23 protein-coding genes are annotated in these 15,891 nt (G+C 43.2%); 1 reads left to right on the forward strand and 22 read right to left on the reverse strand.

Annotated elements, in window-relative coordinates:
- Positions 1 to 32 precede the first annotated feature (32 nt).
- From DQQ01_RS16945 to DQQ01_RS12530, 7 genes are all read right to left on the reverse strand, one after another.
- The gene (locus DQQ01_RS16945; protein WP_162624312.1) at positions 33 to 1,055 is read right to left on the reverse strand and encodes a GH25 family lysozyme; all 1,023 of its coding nucleotides are present in this window, start codon (positions 1,053 to 1,055) and stop codon (positions 33 to 35) included.
- Positions 1,056 to 1,124: 69 nt separating this feature from the next.
- A complete protein-coding gene (locus tag DQQ01_RS12510) occupies positions 1,125 to 1,523 on the reverse strand; it encodes a type II toxin-antitoxin system HicB family antitoxin (RefSeq protein ID WP_111920311.1) in 399 nt (132 codons plus the stop codon).
- Positions 1,524 to 1,558: 35 nt separating this feature from the next.
- Positions 1,559 to 1,747, reverse strand: a complete 189-nt coding sequence (locus DQQ01_RS12515; protein WP_111920312.1) for a type II toxin-antitoxin system HicA family toxin — start codon at positions 1,745 to 1,747, stop codon at positions 1,559 to 1,561.
- Between the two features lie 67 nt (positions 1,748 to 1,814).
- Positions 1,815 to 2,126 carry a phage holin family protein gene (locus DQQ01_RS12520; RefSeq protein WP_111920313.1) on the reverse strand — a complete coding sequence of 104 codons (312 nt, stop codon included), beginning with the start codon at positions 2,124 to 2,126 and terminating at the stop codon, positions 1,815 to 1,817.
- A 2-nt stretch (positions 2,127 to 2,128) separates the two neighbouring features.
- Entirely contained in the window at positions 2,129 to 2,440 is a 312-nt protein-coding gene (locus tag DQQ01_RS12525; protein WP_111920314.1) for a branched-chain amino acid ABC transporter permease, read from the reverse strand.
- Positions 2,441 to 2,522: 82 nt separating this feature from the next.
- Positions 2,523 to 2,624 (reverse strand): CD1375 family protein, encoded by a 102-nt coding sequence (locus tag DQQ01_RS16950; RefSeq protein WP_278278145.1) that lies wholly within the window; start codon positions 2,622 to 2,624, stop codon positions 2,523 to 2,525.
- The gene (locus tag DQQ01_RS12530) at positions 2,624 to 2,995 is read right to left on the reverse strand and encodes a hypothetical protein (protein ID WP_111920315.1); all 372 of its coding nucleotides are present in this window, start codon (positions 2,993 to 2,995) and stop codon (positions 2,624 to 2,626) included. The genes DQQ01_RS16950 and DQQ01_RS12530 overlap by 1 nt, the downstream gene beginning before the upstream one ends.
- Before the next feature lie 162 nt (positions 2,996 to 3,157).
- On the opposite strand from DQQ01_RS12530, the gene DQQ01_RS15925 reads away from it, so the two are divergent.
- Positions 3,158 to 3,385, forward strand: a complete 228-nt coding sequence (locus DQQ01_RS15925; RefSeq protein ID WP_162624313.1) for a hypothetical protein — start codon at positions 3,158 to 3,160, stop codon at positions 3,383 to 3,385.
- A 29-nt stretch (positions 3,386 to 3,414) separates the two neighbouring features.
- Here DQQ01_RS15925 and DQQ01_RS12535 read toward each other — a convergent pair whose 3' ends face one another.
- The 15 genes from DQQ01_RS12535 to DQQ01_RS12600 are packed head-to-tail and all read right to left on the reverse strand — an operon-like array spanning position 3,415 to position 15,887.
- Positions 3,415 to 4,446, reverse strand: a complete 1,032-nt coding sequence (locus DQQ01_RS12535; RefSeq protein WP_111920316.1) for a hypothetical protein — start codon at positions 4,444 to 4,446, stop codon at positions 3,415 to 3,417.
- Between the two features lies 1 nt (position 4,447).
- Positions 4,448 to 5,428 carry a hypothetical protein gene (locus DQQ01_RS12540; RefSeq protein ID WP_111920317.1) on the reverse strand — a complete coding sequence of 327 codons (981 nt, stop codon included), beginning with the start codon at positions 5,426 to 5,428 and terminating at the stop codon, positions 4,448 to 4,450.
- Complete coding sequence (locus tag DQQ01_RS12545; RefSeq protein WP_111920318.1) at positions 5,416 to 6,348, reverse strand: hypothetical protein; 933 nt, start codon at positions 6,346 to 6,348, stop codon at positions 5,416 to 5,418. The genes DQQ01_RS12540 and DQQ01_RS12545 overlap by 13 nt, the downstream gene beginning before the upstream one ends.
- A complete protein-coding gene (locus tag DQQ01_RS12550; protein ID WP_111920319.1) occupies positions 6,345 to 10,766 on the reverse strand; it encodes a phage tail tape measure protein in 4,422 nt (1,473 codons plus the stop codon). The genes DQQ01_RS12545 and DQQ01_RS12550 overlap by 4 nt, the downstream gene beginning before the upstream one ends.
- Positions 10,753 to 11,397 carry a bacteriophage Gp15 family protein gene (locus DQQ01_RS12555; RefSeq protein ID WP_111920320.1) on the reverse strand — a complete coding sequence of 215 codons (645 nt, stop codon included), beginning with the start codon at positions 11,395 to 11,397 and terminating at the stop codon, positions 10,753 to 10,755. Before DQQ01_RS12555 ends, DQQ01_RS12550 begins: the two co-directional genes overlap by 14 nt.
- Positions 11,387 to 11,740 carry a DUF6673 family protein gene (locus tag DQQ01_RS12560; protein WP_111920321.1) on the reverse strand — a complete coding sequence of 118 codons (354 nt, stop codon included), beginning with the start codon at positions 11,738 to 11,740 and terminating at the stop codon, positions 11,387 to 11,389. The genes DQQ01_RS12555 and DQQ01_RS12560 overlap by 11 nt, the downstream gene beginning before the upstream one ends.
- Before the next feature lie 9 nt (positions 11,741 to 11,749).
- Positions 11,750 to 12,280, reverse strand: coding sequence for a phage tail tube protein (locus DQQ01_RS12565; RefSeq protein ID WP_111920322.1), 531 nt, complete (start codon positions 12,278 to 12,280; stop codon positions 11,750 to 11,752).
- Positions 12,281 to 12,294: 14 nt separating this feature from the next.
- Positions 12,295 to 12,675 (reverse strand): hypothetical protein, encoded by a 381-nt coding sequence (locus DQQ01_RS12570; protein WP_111920323.1) that lies wholly within the window; start codon positions 12,673 to 12,675, stop codon positions 12,295 to 12,297.
- Positions 12,676 to 12,679: 4 nt separating this feature from the next.
- Positions 12,680 to 13,108 carry a minor capsid protein gene (locus DQQ01_RS12575; RefSeq protein ID WP_111920324.1) on the reverse strand — a complete coding sequence of 143 codons (429 nt, stop codon included), beginning with the start codon at positions 13,106 to 13,108 and terminating at the stop codon, positions 12,680 to 12,682.
- Positions 13,038 to 13,439: a putative minor capsid protein gene (locus DQQ01_RS12580; protein ID WP_111920325.1), complete on the reverse strand. Its 402-nt coding sequence runs from the start codon at positions 13,437 to 13,439 to the stop codon at positions 13,038 to 13,040. Before DQQ01_RS12580 ends, DQQ01_RS12575 begins: the two co-directional genes overlap by 71 nt.
- A complete protein-coding gene (locus tag DQQ01_RS12585; RefSeq protein ID WP_111920326.1) occupies positions 13,436 to 13,822 on the reverse strand; it encodes a head-tail connector protein in 387 nt (128 codons plus the stop codon). The genes DQQ01_RS12580 and DQQ01_RS12585 overlap by 4 nt, the downstream gene beginning before the upstream one ends.
- A 12-nt stretch (positions 13,823 to 13,834) precedes the next feature.
- Positions 13,835 to 14,377, reverse strand: coding sequence for a hypothetical protein (locus DQQ01_RS16685; RefSeq protein ID WP_242980373.1), 543 nt, complete (start codon positions 14,375 to 14,377; stop codon positions 13,835 to 13,837).
- Positions 14,322 to 14,966 carry a phage major capsid protein gene (locus DQQ01_RS16690; protein ID WP_242980374.1) on the reverse strand — a complete coding sequence of 215 codons (645 nt, stop codon included), beginning with the start codon at positions 14,964 to 14,966 and terminating at the stop codon, positions 14,322 to 14,324. Before DQQ01_RS16690 ends, DQQ01_RS16685 begins: the two co-directional genes overlap by 56 nt.
- A gap of 10 nt (positions 14,967 to 14,976) precedes the next feature.
- Positions 14,977 to 15,558, reverse strand: coding sequence for a hypothetical protein (locus DQQ01_RS12595; protein ID WP_111920327.1), 582 nt, complete (start codon positions 15,556 to 15,558; stop codon positions 14,977 to 14,979).
- 20 nt (positions 15,559 to 15,578) lie between these two features.
- A complete protein-coding gene (locus DQQ01_RS12600; RefSeq protein ID WP_242980375.1) occupies positions 15,579 to 15,887 on the reverse strand; it encodes a ribosomal-processing cysteine protease Prp in 309 nt (102 codons plus the stop codon).
- Positions 15,888 to 15,891: the final 4 nt, after the last annotated feature.

Genomic DNA, 15,891 nt, shown 5'->3' on the forward strand with positions numbered 1-15,891 from the left:
CAGCGTTATGCCATGCCTTATTTTAAAAAAACTTATTTCACTCTGATTTTCTGCCCTGTGTAAATTTTGTTTGGGTCTGCAATCCCATTAAGTTGTGCTAAATGCTGATAGTTGGTACCATACTTGGCAGCAATACCAGAAAGAGTATCTCCGGATTTTACTGTATAATACTGCTCTGCCTGGTATGCTCCGCGAATATCTCCGTCATTTACCCAACACAAGTCGGCATCCAGGAGATACGGATTCCTTGCACCGGACTGGATTTTAGTGATTACACCATGGTTTCTTGCCATTTTGCTTGCCTGAATTGCTTTGCTGATTGGGTCTGAAGAACTTGCATAGCAGGTGCTAAACACAATATGCTCTCCTACTTTGTGTTTGTGGGTAGGGGTTGCGGGCTTTGGTGGTTTCGGTGTTGGAGTATTACCTTTGCCTACATATTTATCCCATGCTGCTGCATCTCCATAGAAAATAGAACAGTCCAGATTTCCACCGTGGCCGTCAATACGACCTGCAGACGTCCACTGCCATAAAGCCATAGTTTTCCAATATTTTACAGACGGTGCCGGTCCCGCGCCTGCCATATCCCAGTTATAATCTGGAACACTATCTTTGTACTTCGCACACCAGAGCCCATAATCCGCACCTGCCACAGCAGACCAGTCATATCTGTTCACTACGCTTTCACTCATGTAGATTAAAGGCTTACAGCCATACGCTTTTTCTACAAGCTGCAGCCATTTAAGCGCCCAGGCTACATTTGACGGATCCGTGTCTTCCCAGTCCAAAACGGGAATGGCTTTTCCAATATAGCCCTTTGTGTTCTTGATGAAGAACGCCGCCTCTGCTTCCGGAGTGTTTCCATTGGCATTTCTGGCAAAGTGGTACACTCCCAGCTTCTTCCCCAGTTTCAAGGCTTCCTGAAATTCCCCCTCACAATAAGGATTCACATAAGTACAACCTTCTGTCGCCTTTACAATTAATGCATCAAAACTCATGTTTCCCTGTGCCATATCTCCCTGATGTGATGCTGCGTCAATAACTCTTAAACTCATATTATCTTCCTTTCTGCCGGTTGCGCCGGCGCAACAAAATAGAGAACCTGTTTCCAAGTTCTCTTTGCTTTATCTTCCAATATTCAATTTATTCATCAATGCTTCCTGAAGTACCTGGGAAAAATTCACCCCCATTGCTGTTGCTTCTTCATTCAGCCATTCCGGTATACTCAATGTCTTTTTCACTGCTTTTGAATTATGTTTCCGTAAATATTCCTGAATATCAAACTCCACAATCACAAGCGTTCCATCTTCTTCCTGGATTCTATCTATTTCAGAAGGTACTGGAATTTCCTCTTTCTCTTCTTTTCGATTTACCAGGGCAAGACCCAAAGCCTCTACTGCCATTTCGTATGCCTGCTGCATATCATCTCCTTCAGTCAGACATTCAGGAATATCTGGAAATGAAATCCAGAAACCGCCTTCTTCTGCTTTGTGAAAAATTGCCGGATAAAATAATTTGCCCATACGTAATACCTCCGTTTCTATTTCAGGCGCAGGGCTTATTTCAGCCCCGCTTGTTTGAGTATTGCCTGCTCCAATCCTTTTTTCATGGCTTTGGAGTGATAAGGAACCACCACTGTTTTTCCAGTAGACCGGTTCTTCATGGTAATATGAGAACCGTTTTGCCTGACTTCCTCAAACCCATTTTGCTTGAGATGTTTGACCATCTCTCTTGGTGTCATTGGCATTTTATGTAACTCCTTTCCTTATCATGTTTCTATTTTATCACGTATTCTTACGTATGTCAATATTTTATCACGTATTTTTACGTATCATTCTTTCTTTTTTTAACTGCTTTGCCATCTGGTTCACATAGGTGCTCAATCCCGCCACCAGTACGCCTTGTGTCACTGCTATAAATACCGCCAGAGCGATTTCCTGGGCGTTGCTACACTGGCAGGTAGCGAATACATACACTGCACTGATTACAATGCCAATACCTCCCAGAAGCAGGGGGATATACTTATCATTTACTGTCTGGGACTGTTTTAGCCACATACCGATAAAATAAAGGACAATGGTTACTACAATCAGTTCTGGTTTTACATAAGTCATAATCTGTTCCATATTCATTCCTCCATATCATGTGCTTGTTTGTTTAGGTGTTTTTGTATTCTGTTAATCGCTTCCGTTACCGGCCCATTGCACCCCTTTTCTTGCAAACCTTTCAAACATGCCAGCAATCCATACGTAATCAGGCACTGTTCTTCGTTTATTTTGCGTATATCATCCTCATGCTGTTCTTGCAGCTTCTTTAGTTTTTTCTCTGTTTCATGGGGCTTTTGGTAAAATTTATAGATGGCAACTAAAAGACCACCGATAACACCTATAGCACCTATGAGGCTTGCAAGCTTTAAAATTGTTTCGATATCAATATACATATTTTATTTCCTCTGCTTTGCTTATGATTTCATAAAAATAAGACCCGTTAAGGTCCTGCCCTGATTTCCATATGTTTTTCGCCTACTCTTTCAGCGCTGCTTCCACTTTGTTTCTCCACAATTTCGGTACGTCCTCAATAGTGATGGTACCGTCTTTGATTTTCATGGCATAAAATGCTACCATTACGCTTCACCCCCTACCATTCCTGCCAGATCTAAAATCGCCCCGTCCTGTACTGCCTGCTGCGCTTTAATTTCATCGATTTCTTTTTCCATTTCTGTTTTTTCCCGAATTCCGAATACCGCAATTACTTTCTTTTCCTGTGTGTAGTCCACAGATTTAAACAGGGGCGCTTCCAGTTTCATATCCTTGTAATCTCCGGTTACCTGCTCATTGCTCTTGTACTGTACGGCATCCAGATTTCCTGCTTTTGTAAGCGCTTCCGCTACTGCCTTTAAATCTGCAAAGTCTGGTACAATTACTTTGTTTTCTCCCAGGCTTGCTCCCGGGAGGAGCTCAAATTCTGTCTTGTCTGCAAAAATAATTTTTTCCATAATTTTTCTTTCCTTTCTAAAAAATGATTAGGTATTAGTTTCTCCGTTAAAAGATGATTTGTCCGCGTCAATGTCATACTCAGAGGGCAGCGGAAACGCTAATACAAATGTATTAAATAGTGGTACAAGTGGCATAAATGTGGAAAAATATGCCAGGTTGAAATGACTTTTTCAACAAAGACGATTTTAACCGATTATGCACTACTTTTTTCTGGATTGCCGAAAGCTGCATACAATCAAAACTTCTTTTTCCCTGCAACAGATTCAAACGGTAATTGCAAAAACGGAAATTTAGAGATTGGTGTAACTGGAGAGATCCACGAAAATTGGTACCACAAGCCAACTTCAGGCGTTAATGTTAAAACCGGTTTTACTTATATCACTCAATAATGCCGGGTTGGAGGTGCAAGGATACTTTTTTATATTTTTGCATAAATCCAATGCATAAAAACATTGCTGTTTATCGCAAAATCCAGCCATACCGTATATCCCCCTGTCCCGGCATTTTTATTAAATCCTTTGCAGCGTAGTTTAACATTACCAGATACTTCCTGCATATATACGGCAAGCATTTCGTAACCGGACGGAATGGTTATATATCCGTAGGATTCACCATTCCCGCCGTCCTTGAAAGAGATATTTCCGGATTCGCTTACTATTTTCGCGGACAAACCATCTTTTAACTGCTTAACAGTCCTGGCATCTGCAACATATCCAGCCGTATTTGTCGTGAAGTTATTTGCCACTCCCTGAGATGCTGCACTACCTAATTTAGGCTTATTAGTAAGATTGTTGTAATTTTGCAGTGTTTCCGTGTTTTTTCCACCTACTGTAGCAGCATTTCCTCCCTCCGCAGGCAAAGAGGCAGGTTTATTCGTTAAATCGTTGTAACTTCCACTTGTCGCAACCGCCTTTAACGCCGGTCTGTTTGAAAGGTCGTTATAGTTTCCGGTAAAAGCTACTGTTTTGAATTTTTTTTCAGCAACCAGCATATCAATGCCCTCAATCGCTGTTCCATTAATCCTTACGCGGCAAAACGGCTTCTGTGATACAAACACCCCTGTTCTGATATCCGTATTCTGATAAACCGGGTCCTCAGGGTTTGAAGATGCAGGAAGCCCGTTCACCACTTCAAAAGCTACCTCCTCAACTCCTGTTTCTTCATTCCTGGTATATTTTACTACTACGATATCTCTTCGCTGCATGCCCTGCGTTCCGGACTGTATGGTAATATTTTCAGATTCCCCGTATCCAATATATACCTCTCTTCCGTCAAAAACCGCCACCCCGTCTTTGACTGTAATCTGGTTCGCGGTCTGGATTGCCACCGCCATTTTATTTCCTACCGGCAGAATAGCTGCTTCCCCAAAAATACCACGGTTAAAGTCTGCCCACTGTTCTGCAGTGATATGGTCCCGGCCTTTATATCCGGTTACCAAATTCAGTGCCATTCTAACTCTCTCCTTCCACCTTATATTCTATTGTCAGAGTTTCATTTTCCACTTTTACAATCTTTTGCACAACCGGCTTTTGCAGATATACACCTGTTTCGTAATCCCGTCCGGCAATGATATCCCCAATCTGCAGGTCGGCCTCCTGAACACTCATACCCATGGTCTTTTTGCCCATCAGCTCCTGCAGTTTTTCCGTACCATTTTCAATTAAGTCCTCCATTCCTTCTGCACTACTGTAATCGTAAACAGCCGTACGCTCCAAAAGCCCGTTATAATATTTCTTATCCTGCCGTATACTGCCGTCCAACTGAGCGTACAGATGCGCCACCTGTCTGTCCTTCAGTTCTCCTTTTCCTAAGCAAATCAGGTGATTGATTCCCCGTCTGGATTCTTTGAGATTGATTGCAATTTTACTATCCTGTGAATATTCAATCTCGCTGGATAAATTCCGGATAGGCACAGCAGAAAGTACAACAGAAAACGGCTCATTTGAGCCGCCTTGCTTTATCTCTATATGAATCCTGGCATTTCTCCTTAGAAGCATCTTCGTGAAGCCGGTGAGCGCATCTGTATAGCGGTCAAACTGGTAAGTGCCTACATCTACGCCACTGGGTTCTTCCGGAATGGTAAACAGACCGTCAAAGGCACCATTCAGCACCTGTCGCATAACGTCATGAGCGTCCCCTTTGACAATCCTATAATCCTGTCCTGCCGGCGGTTCAATGATAAATTCCTGTAAGAACCTTCGGAAAGAATTCCCCAGCCACTTTTCTTCTGCCTCATTTGTCCAGGAGTCCGTTTCCTCTATTAAAGCGCCGTATTCTGTCCCGGGACATATCAGATACATGCCAAAATCCAAAAGCCCTTTTTCACAGGTAATTTCCACGTCATTGGTATCCCCTATGTCAAAGTCAAGTATAGCGGAATCCGAAATCCTTCCTTTTTCCATTTTATCTGCTGAACAGATTATAAACTCCATTTCGGTTCACTCCTTTCATCGTAAAGTATAATATCTACCCCGTAAGTTCCCGGCCAGCTAACCGTCTGTACTCCCGGAGGTATTTTTCGAAATACGGAATAGTCTTTTCTTCTGGCGTTATACAGGTTTGTTTCTTCTCCCAAGCGTCCGATTTTCTTTACCGTTCCGGCTGCGCTGTCGATAATCAGCCGCTCCCCTTCGTAAATTGTTGCATATACGGTATACGGGTGTCCTGCAATCTGGATATTAGGATTATCCACAAATCCATAGATGATCATGACGAAATCCGTGTCTGTAAAAGCCTCGTTATTTAGTGTCCTTCTTCCATGCGTCCCAACCAAATCAAACGGAAACCCAAACAGGGGATATGTGATTTTTAGATTAGATGGCTTCAAAAAATCAAATGGGAAATCTTTTACCACAGCTCCATGCCCGAGCAGTTCCCCTTCCAGTTTTTCCCCTGAAATATCTGGATTTTGGACGTCCCCTTCTACTGGTTTCTGTTGTGGAAGATAACGATGAGTAGTTTCCCTTCTCCAAAATGAATTTGCTTCTATAATTCCCAGAGTGTTATCCATGGAATTGCAGCCGTATTCCCATTCTGTCTTTTCACTGGTATAGACGAAGCAAGAAAGGTAATACTCTCCAAAATAAAGCCTTCCTGGGGTATTCTTCAAAACATCTCTTTCAAAAGCCTGATGCAGCGTATTTATATTATGGGCGTATTCTTCCTCTGTCTTTCCGAAAACAGTAATGGTAAATTCTTTTTCCTGGACTGTTTTTCGTAGTTTCCCGATATGCCTACCTGATATTTCATACTCCCAGACATAATCCAAGAAATCCCCTGTCTGCATCCAGTAAGGGGGCTGGTCTAAATTTATAATCTCACTGCCTGTTCCAGTTTTATAATAAATCCTCACTTCTTAACCTCCCTTACTGCTCGTCCAAATTCCCGGGTGCCTACCACAAACTTAAATTCTTCCATGCGGTCATTCACAACATCAGCGACAGCTTTTCCGATTGCCTGGATTTCTCTGTCTGACAGCCTGTCACTTTGCTGTTTTTCATATTTTTCTGCATTCACCGCAAATGCCGTCCTTGCGAAAATCTCTCCCCGCCTGGAAACTGCTTCATTTATAAATCCCACAGCTTCTTGTATTTCTTCTGAATTCATTCCAAGGTTAAATTCCGGAAATTCCACAGAATCAAGAGCCGCTTTCGCAAGATTTTCAGAAGCCTTCTCAGCCATTTTTTCTTTATCTTCAATGCCCAGAGCAAAGCCTTCACTAAAATACTGTCCTACTTTTCTCGTCTTTCTTGATGGAGAATGTTCATCCAACCATCTTTTTGCCGCATTGAAGGCTTTTGAAGCCAAACTTGTTGCTGCATCTACAGCGTCTGAAAACCAATCTCTTATTCCTGAAGTGAAGCCTGAACCAAAATCCGAACCGGGTCCATAACCGTCATAAGACCGTGCGCCGGAATCGGCATTTTCCGCCAATGACGCTCCCGCCGCATTTGCTCCCCGATCGTTGCTTTCTACACCGGAAACGTACTCTCCGCCTTGACTCTCACCTGTAGCCCTTGTATTAGAAGAACCCATTCCTGCATTTGCTGTATCTGAAAGCCATCGGGAAGTGGAATCTATGCCCCAGCGATTACTTCCCAACCCATTATCATACTCAGAACCTTTTCTTCGCCCGGTATATCCTGTATCTGCACTTCCGAGTAAGCTATCAGAGGAATCGGCAATAGCCTTTGATGTAAGGTCTATGCTGCTTTTATTGCTTCCAACTCCTAAATCATACTCTTTGGTTTTTCGGCTTCCTGTGCCCTGAGTATCTGCAGAGCCAAGCTTTTCGTTAGAGGAATCGGCAATATTTTTCGAAGTCCGCTCAATCTTTCCTTTATTACTGGCAACCCCATTATCGTATTCATCAGTTTTTCTCTCGCCAGTTTTTTTAGTATCTGCGCTGCCAAGCTGTTTATTGGAAGAATCTGCAATCTCCTTTGAGGTCTTATCAATATCAGCTTTCTTACTGGATAACCCCTGATTCACGGCTTCTCCAGAATCTTCTCCCGTCTTCTCAAATTCTCCAGATTTTGAATCTAATGTATCCATTGCCGACTGTGCCAGGTTTTCCATAACCTCTATCATATGAGGGGTTGTTCCTGCAATTCCCTGTGCGGCGCTGTTTCCGGCTTTTTCAGTGGATTCCTTTGCCTTCTGCTGAAGCTTGTCCAGTTCTGCCTTAGACTTATCCACCATATGTTTTGCAGAATCTACCATCTCCTGCGTAACACCCGGAGTCCCGTCTTCTACAGCCTTTTTCATAGCCTTATAATGGTCTTCCGTATTTTTGACTTGTTTTTTAAGGCTTTTTTCTGTCCCGGTTTCAGCAGTGATAAAGCTATTCTGGATATTCTGCATTGCTTCATTAATCTTTGCGGCATCGCCGGAAATAATTGCACTGGATAAACCTTCATAATTCTGAATTGTCGCATTATATCCAACATAAGTTTCTTCTGCTTCTTTAAGAGTTTTCTTTGTTTCATCATATGCCGCCTTTGCCTCATCTGCAGCCTCATAAATTTCCCGGCTGGCAAGTTGATGAGCAGCTGCGGCTTCCGGTGAATTCTTTAAAATCTCCTGGTACTCTTCCTGAGCTTTTGTTGCCGCTTCCTGTGCATCGTTGTATTTTTTCTGTGCTGCTTCGTATTCAGATAACTTGTCCGTGTAGCTTTTAAGCGCACTGTCTTTCTGCTTAATTGCTTCTGCATATGCCTCTTCATTGGCAGTCAAAAGGGCTTCTGCTTTTTTCTTTTCGATAATCTGGTCTATGGAATCGCCCAAACTTCCATTGGCCTGAATGATTTCCCAGACTTTTTCTTTTTCAATGCCAAGAGCCTCCGACAACTGATTGACAATAAAATTTGCCCTGTCTTCATATCCGGCTTTTACCTGTCCGTTGGAATCTATCAACCCTTTCAGCTCATCGTTTAACTCTGTAAGATAACCATATTCGGCATCGATGCTTTCCATTGATTCTTTTCTTGCAGAATCCAGTTCCTTGTAAGCCTCATACTGTTTATGGATTTCTTTGTTGGCTTTCTTCTGTTCTTCGGTTAAGGCGTATTGGGATTCTTTGGAATCATCTGTAGCCAGTTTATAAACTGTCAATCCAGCCACCAACGCTCCGACCGCCGTAATCACAAGCCCTATAGGATTCGCTGCCATAATAGCGTTCCAGGCTGTTTGTGCTACGGTTGCCAGTTTAATCTTGCCGGTAAGAAGCGCTACGGCTATATCTTTTGCTTTCACAGCCCCTGTAGAGGCCAACTGTGCAACCGTTCCCGTCTTTTCTGCTTCTGCCAACAGTTCAACTGCCTTCGCAGACGCTTTGATTGAACCTGTCACACCGTCTACTACCTTGTACCCCTCAAATGCGGCGGCTCCTGCTGCCACCAGAGGAATTAAGATATCCAGGTTATCAGCTGTCTTATCTACTATTTTTATAAATGGTGGCAATACCGTTTTTGTTACTTTGGCCACTACCTCAAACCCATTCTCAAAAATATTAGAAAAGGTCTTTACCCCGTTTCGGATACCGCCCCCGGTAATGCTGTCTACCAGACTGTCCATGGCATCTTCTACAGGCTCCTGAAGTTCTTTTGGAAGTAAATTCACAACTGCACCGCACAAAGCTTTTGTAAGTTCTTTCCCTGCATTGGCAAGCTTTCTTTTATTCTTCTGTAATCCTTTTACTGTATTATCTATAAAGTTCACCGCCACATCTACCATTTCCGGCGCCTGTTCGGCAGCATTCGTAGCTATATCAGCAAAAATTTCTCCAGCCTCTTCTACTAACCCTTTGACTCCTTGGGTTTCATACGCATTTGCCAGCTCATCAATGTATCCAATTGCTGCTTCTGTAGCATTAGAAATTGCAGGCATGATATTTTCCGAAATAGGAAGTAAGAGAGAAACCTCCGCTTTCCTTTTCAAAGCTTCCAGGGCACTTCCGACATCATCATACTTTACTCGGTTAATTTCTTCCATGGTGCCTTTTACGTCATCATATGCCCCTTCCATCACAGCAAGCTGCTCAACCACACCAGGACCAAGATCTTCCCACATGGTTCCAAAAAGATTTACGCCTGCAATGTTCTGAGCCTGCTTATCGTCCATTTCGGCAAGACCTTTTACAACCTGCTTGTAAGTTTCGGTAGCCGTTTCTCCGCCTTCTGACATTTTCTTTGCAACTTCGTCTGCGTTCATGCCAATCATTTCCAAGCCTTCTGCGGTTGTCTTAGAACCATCTACCAGACGGATATTTAATTCCTTTACGGCATCTCCTACCTTATCCAGATTCCAGGCTCCTGCTTCGTATCCTGATGCCATGATATTGAACATCTGCTCTGCTGACAGTCCGGCTTTAGAAAACTGCGGTGCATATTCTATGATAGAATCCAGCATTTCTCCCGAAAAGTCTAACCCCTTCTGTGCGCCTTTCGCCATTAAATCATAAGCATGTTCCGCATCTGTACCAAAGGTTTTCATAAGCATGCTTGCAGCTCTTGTAGATTCAGAGATATCATAGCCAAAGGTATCACGGAAACCAAAAGCAGCCTCTGTAGCCTTTTGAATTTCCTGGTCTGTACCCCCAAGACTTTTTTTCACAGTAGCAACTGCTTGCGCAACCTCGTTCATGTCCTCTCCGAAATTTCCGGTATAGACATTTTTCATAACCTCCGAGAGCCCTTCCATCTCTTCTTTAGTCGCTCCCGTAGAAGTCTGTATAGTATTTGAGGCTTGCTTATATTCTGTTCCGAATTTGGCAGAAACACCAGCTGCGGTTCCCATGGCAGCGAATAAAATCCCTGTGACTACCGTCGCGCCTTTCACTGCCGTTTTTGCCACATTCCCCCATGACAGGAAGCTTTCTCTTGACTGTTCTAATTTCTGTCTGGTTTCTTCTGTCTTTTCCCCCAATTCCTCCTGGTTTTTTCCTGTTTCCCTGGACTGCCTTCCAAATTCCCTTTCAGAATCTTTTAACCCCTCTGTGCTATCTTTTGTGTTGTCTATGGCCTTCTTTAGGTCTTCTATCTCCTCAGAAGTTTCCTTAGACGCTTTTTTCATATCATCGGATACTTTTTCAAAATCCTGTCCGGCTCCTTTTGTAGCTGCTCCGGTTTCCTCCATAACAGATGCCAGCTGACTAACTGCCGAAACCGTTGTTTTCGTCCCAGCCTTTGCTTTTTTCTCTAAGGCATCAAAATCCTTCGAAAGCCCGTCCATGTTCAAAGAAACATCTATTTCTACTTTATGTTTCGACACGTCTGTTCACCTCCTGGAAGCGCTTCTGCACATAGTCCTTCATGCGCTGATTTCTTTGAGCAAGAGAAATCTTTGCGCTGCATGACAATTCATCTTCTAGTTTGTAGTATTTCCGAAGTTCATTGATGCGCTGTACCTCTTTCCTGCTCATTCCTGCTGTGTCACAGGTCCTCCAGTACATAATCTTCTTAATCTTGCTATTTTCTGAAAGAGAATCAAACAAAGCGTTGAATTCCCACCAATGAAGTTCCTCACTCTCAATCCTCCGAAGATTTATTTTATATTCCCTCAAAAAATCGGCATAAATATAAGGTGCGTCCTGTTCAAAGCTATAAGAAGTTTTATGTCTTTTAAACTCCTGTTTGGTGTGGTTTTTTTCACATTGCTCTTTCTGCGGCTCTCTTCCGCAGTTATAGAACCATACAGCTTTCTTAATTGCTTCTCCCGTTTCCTGTGGAATAACAGGATAATACATGTGTAGCATCTGTATTAATTTCTCTTTGTCATTCAATGTACTCCGAATCATAGCTTCAAACAAAATAGAGGTTCGGAAATCAGAACGTATCTGATATTCCTTACCTCCAATTTCTACTCTGTCCGGAAGCCGGTTCAGGATAATATTAGCGTTCATTCAGACGGGCTCTTCTGTACTTTTCTGCCCGTTCATTAATAGCCGGTGTTACCACATCGGAGTACAGACTAACATATTCGTCAAAGGCATCTAAACACCGGAAAATATTAGTCCTTTCCCCCAGTACTTTTTTGGTATCCTCTTCTCCAAACATGTCTTCAAATGTATCAATCACTGCCTGGCACTGTTTCCGGATTCCTTCTGACCCTACCGTTTCTTCTCCTGCATCTACAATCTCAATTAAGGCTCTTGCGATTCCGTCTTCATACTTTTTAGCAATATCCGGATTTGCAAGTTCTTCTACGTTCATGTTCAGCGTTACGCCTAATAATTTTACTTTCATATGCCTCTCCTACTCCTTTGCATTAGCTCTGACGGCTGCTCTTGCATTATCCGGAGTGTATGTATATTCTGTAGGTAAAGAACCGGATTTTTTCAGTTCAATATCGACCGCAGAGGATTCTCCAGCATTGCCAGAGCCATCACTATTTACAATAATGGACACCTTTCCCTTTTCGCCTTTTCCATTCAGCAGGCAAAAATAAACGTAATCTGTCACAACGCCGTTTCCGGTTCCATATTTCATATTGTGAGCCAGCATGAAATCCTGAGCCTTATCCCCGATATATCTATCGCCGGACACCTTAAAGCTTCTCTGGGTTCCTGTTTTCATGGTGGACTGTCCGGCACGGATATAGGTTTTATCCTGTGTAATCGGGTTCATCTGGGAATCCAACCCGGAAACCCCAAGTTCTACAACCTCAAAGTCATTTTCAGAGGTTGATTCTCCCGCATCGATTGCCAGAACGTAATCGTCATTAGTTGCAAATCCTTCATAATCCGTTTCTGGTTTGTAGTTTCCCATTAATTCTTTTAATTTCATTCTGTTTTCTCCTCTCAATAAATTTCAAAGTTGATAATGCTGGAATAAACAACCTGTCCATCTTCCATTCTTCCTGTCTTATGAGGACCAGACTGTACACTTATTCCTTTTACTCTGTAGGTGAGCCCTTTCAGTTTTTGCTTGTTTTTTTTCATATAATCGCATATCCTGCTCAATACACGGATACTTTCCGGCTCATCAGTGCCTTTGCACATAAGCAGAACAGGGGCATGTATTTCCCTGATTGACATGCGAATATACCTCTTTTCCGTGGCTGCCCCAAGTTCTGCATATAAGCCTCCCTTTTCCGGAAGTTCTGCCAGATTGAGTTCTTCTTTCAGGTCTTCCCCACATTTTTTCTTTATATTCAACATAAGCTCTTCCAACGGTTCCATTTCATCACCCCAATCTTTGTTCTATTCCTTTTCCCACTGCAAGAACCCAATCTTCTCCATGTTTTTGTTCTGCATATTTTTCCCATTCTGCTTTCGCAGCTTCGCTGGTGTATTTTAGCTTCTCCGGCCCATAAGTACGGGTAGGTCCTGGCCTTCCTTTCATGACTTCGCCCTTGTTTTGATACTGGGCATAAGGAGTATCCCAACGGATAGTAAGTTTTCCTTTATGGGCAGTTTGGTCAGAGTGCATTCTGGCAGAGCTTTGTAGTCCTCCTCCACCTCCATTTTGAGGTTTTCCGCCTTGCACCGGAACATATTGGTTGATGTCATCAATGATATCATCTCTGACATCACTTAATGCCTCATCGCCAGCCATTTTGATGTTCGCCGCCTCTGCCGCCTTGTCTATTTTGATTATCACTTTTGCCGGCATATCGCACCATTCCTATCTCACAATGATGAAGTTTTTTATTATCATATAATGGTTCTATGGAAACAATCCTGTGTTTCAGCCCGTGAAAATCCACTATCTGGTCTTCTTTGAACTCAAAGTCCCTTGGAGAACTATTCCTGCAATCAAAAAACATGACCGCCAAAAGCTGCCATTCCACATTATTTTTATCCCGTACAAGCTTACTGGACGGTTCTATGCGGATACGTTTCAGTTCAGCAATTATTTCAAGGCTCTCCGCTCCCCATTCTCCTGGAACTTCCTGCAACAGTATGGCTTCATGTATCAGGAAACTTTTCGGTATCGCCCTCATACGCTTCCGCCTCCCCTGTATAAAAGCCCAGTAGGCGCCAGAAGCCTCCTTGCTCTTGGTGCATAAAGGCTCTGCTCGCTGCTACCTTCTGAAGAAGTCTTTGTAAAACTGAATTTTCCCAGTCCGGCGCTTTGCAGGTCAGCCCCATTGTCCATCTCAGAACCTCCGTTAGCGTCCAGGTACTCTATTTCTGCACAGACAGCTTTTTTGATAAGCATCTGTATCCTTTCGCTGTAGCTTGTGAAGTTTTCAGGGTTTATCCGGTACCTGCACATCTCTTCTATCAGCTCAGCAGCCCTTTCTTCAAGGGCAGGGAAATCAGCCTCCTGGACTGGTTCCCCACGAAAAATATTTAAGTAAAATTCTTCATCTACATAAAGCATTTTGCTTCCCTCTTACGCAGTTTTGATGTCCCCTGCTTTAACGGTATAATATCCTACGGCTGTTACCTTGGAGCTTACCAGATTTACAACTTCCAGGATATCTCCCTCTTTTACGTCGATTTCTGTAGTTCCACTGGTTAAATCTGTTCCGGCATATGTCGTTTTAGTTGTTCCATAGGTCACTCTTTCTGCCGGATTCTTTTTGTATGCATAAGTGGTTCCGGAATTGCCGGACACTACTGTAAGCTTGGTCTTTCCTGCAGTTGTGCCCTGTGCAGCGCCAAGAACTAAGCCATTCGGGGAATATACAGCGCGGATTGCAACAGATCGTAAAACCTTATGATCATACACCTTACGTCCCTGCACCGCAGAAGCCCCGATATACTTGCCAGAACCGCTTAAATCCTGCAAATGGATATCTACTGCAAAATCCATGGCTCTGGTAGCAAAACGGGGGTGTCCGGCTAAAAGCTGCAGGTTTGCAGTGGTGTCATTCCACTCAATGACCAAAAATCCGGCAATCTTTCCAACTGCTCCGGTGACTTTTACCTTCATCACCCAGAGAAGAGGCTGAGATAAATTCCGGAGATTTTAAAATCAAAGCCATTGCGTCAGGAAGAGCCAGCAGATAACGTTTTCCATCGTTTGGGATATTCGCCTTGTTCATTCTGGTACGGATATCTACAATCTTTTCATAGATATTGTCTTTGGTTAATGCGGTTTCATTGTCTGTTGTTGCTGCTGCCAATAAAGTAGTGCCACCGTCAGCATCAATCTGTTTTGCCATACTGTAAGCCGCAGAATCCAGACGGTCTGCCACCAGATTATCCGGAACTGCTTCTGCATCGTATCCGTCAATGATTTCATTTACTGCCTTATCCTTGGTAATCGGCATATTTGTGTAAGCAGTGGAACCATGCGTGCCGTCAATTCCATTGGCTTTGTCATAGTCGCTGACCTTTACCTCCTCATCTCTTACCGGGATTTTTACAATCCCTGCTGCCGGTGAGCCTTCGTAATCGTTGTTAAATACTACCCCGTCTTTTAACACCAGTTCATTTCTGAGTTTGGCCAGCACCAGCTTAGACCATCTTTCCTGGTGTTCATGTGCAAATAACTGTAATAATAAGATTTTAAATTTCATGTTCTACCTCCTAAATTTTAAGTCCCGGATTTTTCTTAAGGAAAGCAGCTTCCACTCCGGAAACTGTGGTTCTCTTTCCCCTCTGTCTTTCTCCCCATGATTTCCCTCTTGTTTCATCTTCTGATTCTTCGGAAGAGCCGCCTTTTTTGAAGTGCGGATACTTTTTCACCACTTTTTCAATGGCATCTTCCAGGTCAAGGCTATCATCTGCCTCCATGTAAGCGTGTGCAAGAGCTGCCACATCGTCTACGGAATCTTTGGCAACATCAGCTTCAAAACAGGCTACCTTTACCTCCAACTTAGAAGCTTTTGATTCTGCCTCCTGCGTTTTTTCATCTGCGCTCTCAGAGTTTTCATTCTGGGTTCTTTTCTCCCGTTCTCTCTGCCATTTCCGTCTTTCTCTGGCAAGTCTTTTCTTTACGGTTTCATCAACCTCTTTCTGTGAGAATCTCTTCTCTTCCGGGTCTTCTCCCTCGTCTTCCTCCGGTTCATCTTCTCCGCCATCTTCGTCTGCGTCATCTTCTCCACCTTCATCTGCAAAAAGCTGCAAATTCCAGGCATTATACTTTTCCTTTAAATTTTTGTACTTCATTTTATCCTCCATTTCTCCGTTTAACGCCCGTCGGCACCCATGCATACCTGCACGTAGTTCTCGCCATATGTGTTTGATATTCCACAAATGCCAATAAAAAAAGAATCCACCAGCAGCTTTCCCTGTTCTGAAAGATTCTCCCATTTTATATCCATGTGCCCGTTTTCCATGTAGCAAAGAACTTTATCCTCCGTAAGCGCTTCTACGGAATTTACCAGATTCTGTGTCAGAACAGAAACCGCTGCACAAATGATATCATTTCCAGTTTTTGCATAACCTGCATGGCCGTCTACTGTAAGACCAGTTGGTGTAATATTTACTACAATCAAAGCT

The organism is Blautia argi (assembly GCF_003287895.1).
Lineage (GTDB): Bacteria > Bacillota > Clostridia > Lachnospirales > Lachnospiraceae > Blautia > Blautia argi.

Bases quoted from the DNA above. Each gene is read 5' to 3' on its own strand.
- DQQ01_RS16950 (WP_278278145.1), bottom strand. From the start codon at position 2,624: ATGGTAGCATTTTATGCCATGAAAATCAAAGACGGTACCATCACTATT.
- DQQ01_RS12575 (WP_111920324.1), bottom strand. From the start codon at position 13,108: ATGCCGGCAAAAGTGATAATCAAAATAGACAAGGCGGCAGAGGCGGCG.
- DQQ01_RS12535 (WP_111920316.1), bottom strand. From the start codon at position 4,446: ATGGCACTGAATTTGGTAACCGGATATAAAGGCCGGGACCATATCACT.
- DQQ01_RS12585 (WP_111920326.1), bottom strand. From the start codon at position 13,822: ATGCTTTATGTAGATGAAGAATTTTACTTAAATATTTTTCGTGGGGAA.
- DQQ01_RS16690 (WP_242980374.1), bottom strand. From the start codon at position 14,966: ATGAAATTTAAAATCTTATTATTACAGTTATTTGCACATGAACACCAG.
- DQQ01_RS12570 (WP_111920323.1), bottom strand. From the start codon at position 12,675: ATGGAACCGTTGGAAGAGCTTATGTTGAATATAAAGAAAAAATGTGGG.
- DQQ01_RS12530 (WP_111920315.1), bottom strand. From the start codon at position 2,995: ATGGAAAAAATTATTTTTGCAGACAAGACAGAATTTGAGCTCCTCCCG.
- DQQ01_RS16685 (WP_242980373.1), bottom strand. From the start codon at position 14,377: ATGAAGGTAAAAGTCACCGGAGCAGTTGGAAAGATTGCCGGATTTTTG.
- DQQ01_RS12595 (WP_111920327.1), bottom strand. From the start codon at position 15,558: ATGAAGTACAAAAATTTAAAGGAAAAGTATAATGCCTGGAATTTGCAG.
- DQQ01_RS12540 (WP_111920317.1), bottom strand. From the start codon at position 5,428: ATGGAGTTTATAATCTGTTCAGCAGATAAAATGGAAAAAGGAAGGATT.
- DQQ01_RS12560 (WP_111920321.1), bottom strand. From the start codon at position 11,740: ATGAAAGTAAAATTATTAGGCGTAACGCTGAACATGAACGTAGAAGAA.
- DQQ01_RS12565 (WP_111920322.1), bottom strand. From the start codon at position 12,280: ATGAAATTAAAAGAATTAATGGGAAACTACAAACCAGAAACGGATTAT.
- DQQ01_RS12555 (WP_111920320.1), bottom strand. From the start codon at position 11,397: ATGAACGCTAATATTATCCTGAACCGGCTTCCGGACAGAGTAGAAATT.
- DQQ01_RS12520 (WP_111920313.1), bottom strand. From the start codon at position 2,126: ATGGAACAGATTATGACTTATGTAAAACCAGAACTGATTGTAGTAACC.
- DQQ01_RS12525 (WP_111920314.1), bottom strand. From the start codon at position 2,440: ATGTATATTGATATCGAAACAATTTTAAAGCTTGCAAGCCTCATAGGT.
- DQQ01_RS15925 (WP_162624313.1), top strand. From the start codon at position 3,158: ATGACTTTTTCAACAAAGACGATTTTAACCGATTATGCACTACTTTTT.
- DQQ01_RS12510 (WP_111920311.1), bottom strand. From the start codon at position 1,523: ATGGGCAAATTATTTTATCCGGCAATTTTTCACAAAGCAGAAGAAGGC.
- DQQ01_RS16945 (WP_162624312.1), bottom strand. From the start codon at position 1,055: ATGAGTTTAAGAGTTATTGACGCAGCATCACATCAGGGAGATATGGCA.
- DQQ01_RS12515 (WP_111920312.1), bottom strand. From the start codon at position 1,747: ATGCCAATGACACCAAGAGAGATGGTCAAACATCTCAAGCAAAATGGG.
- DQQ01_RS12580 (WP_111920325.1), bottom strand. From the start codon at position 13,439: ATGAGGGCGATACCGAAAAGTTTCCTGATACATGAAGCCATACTGTTG.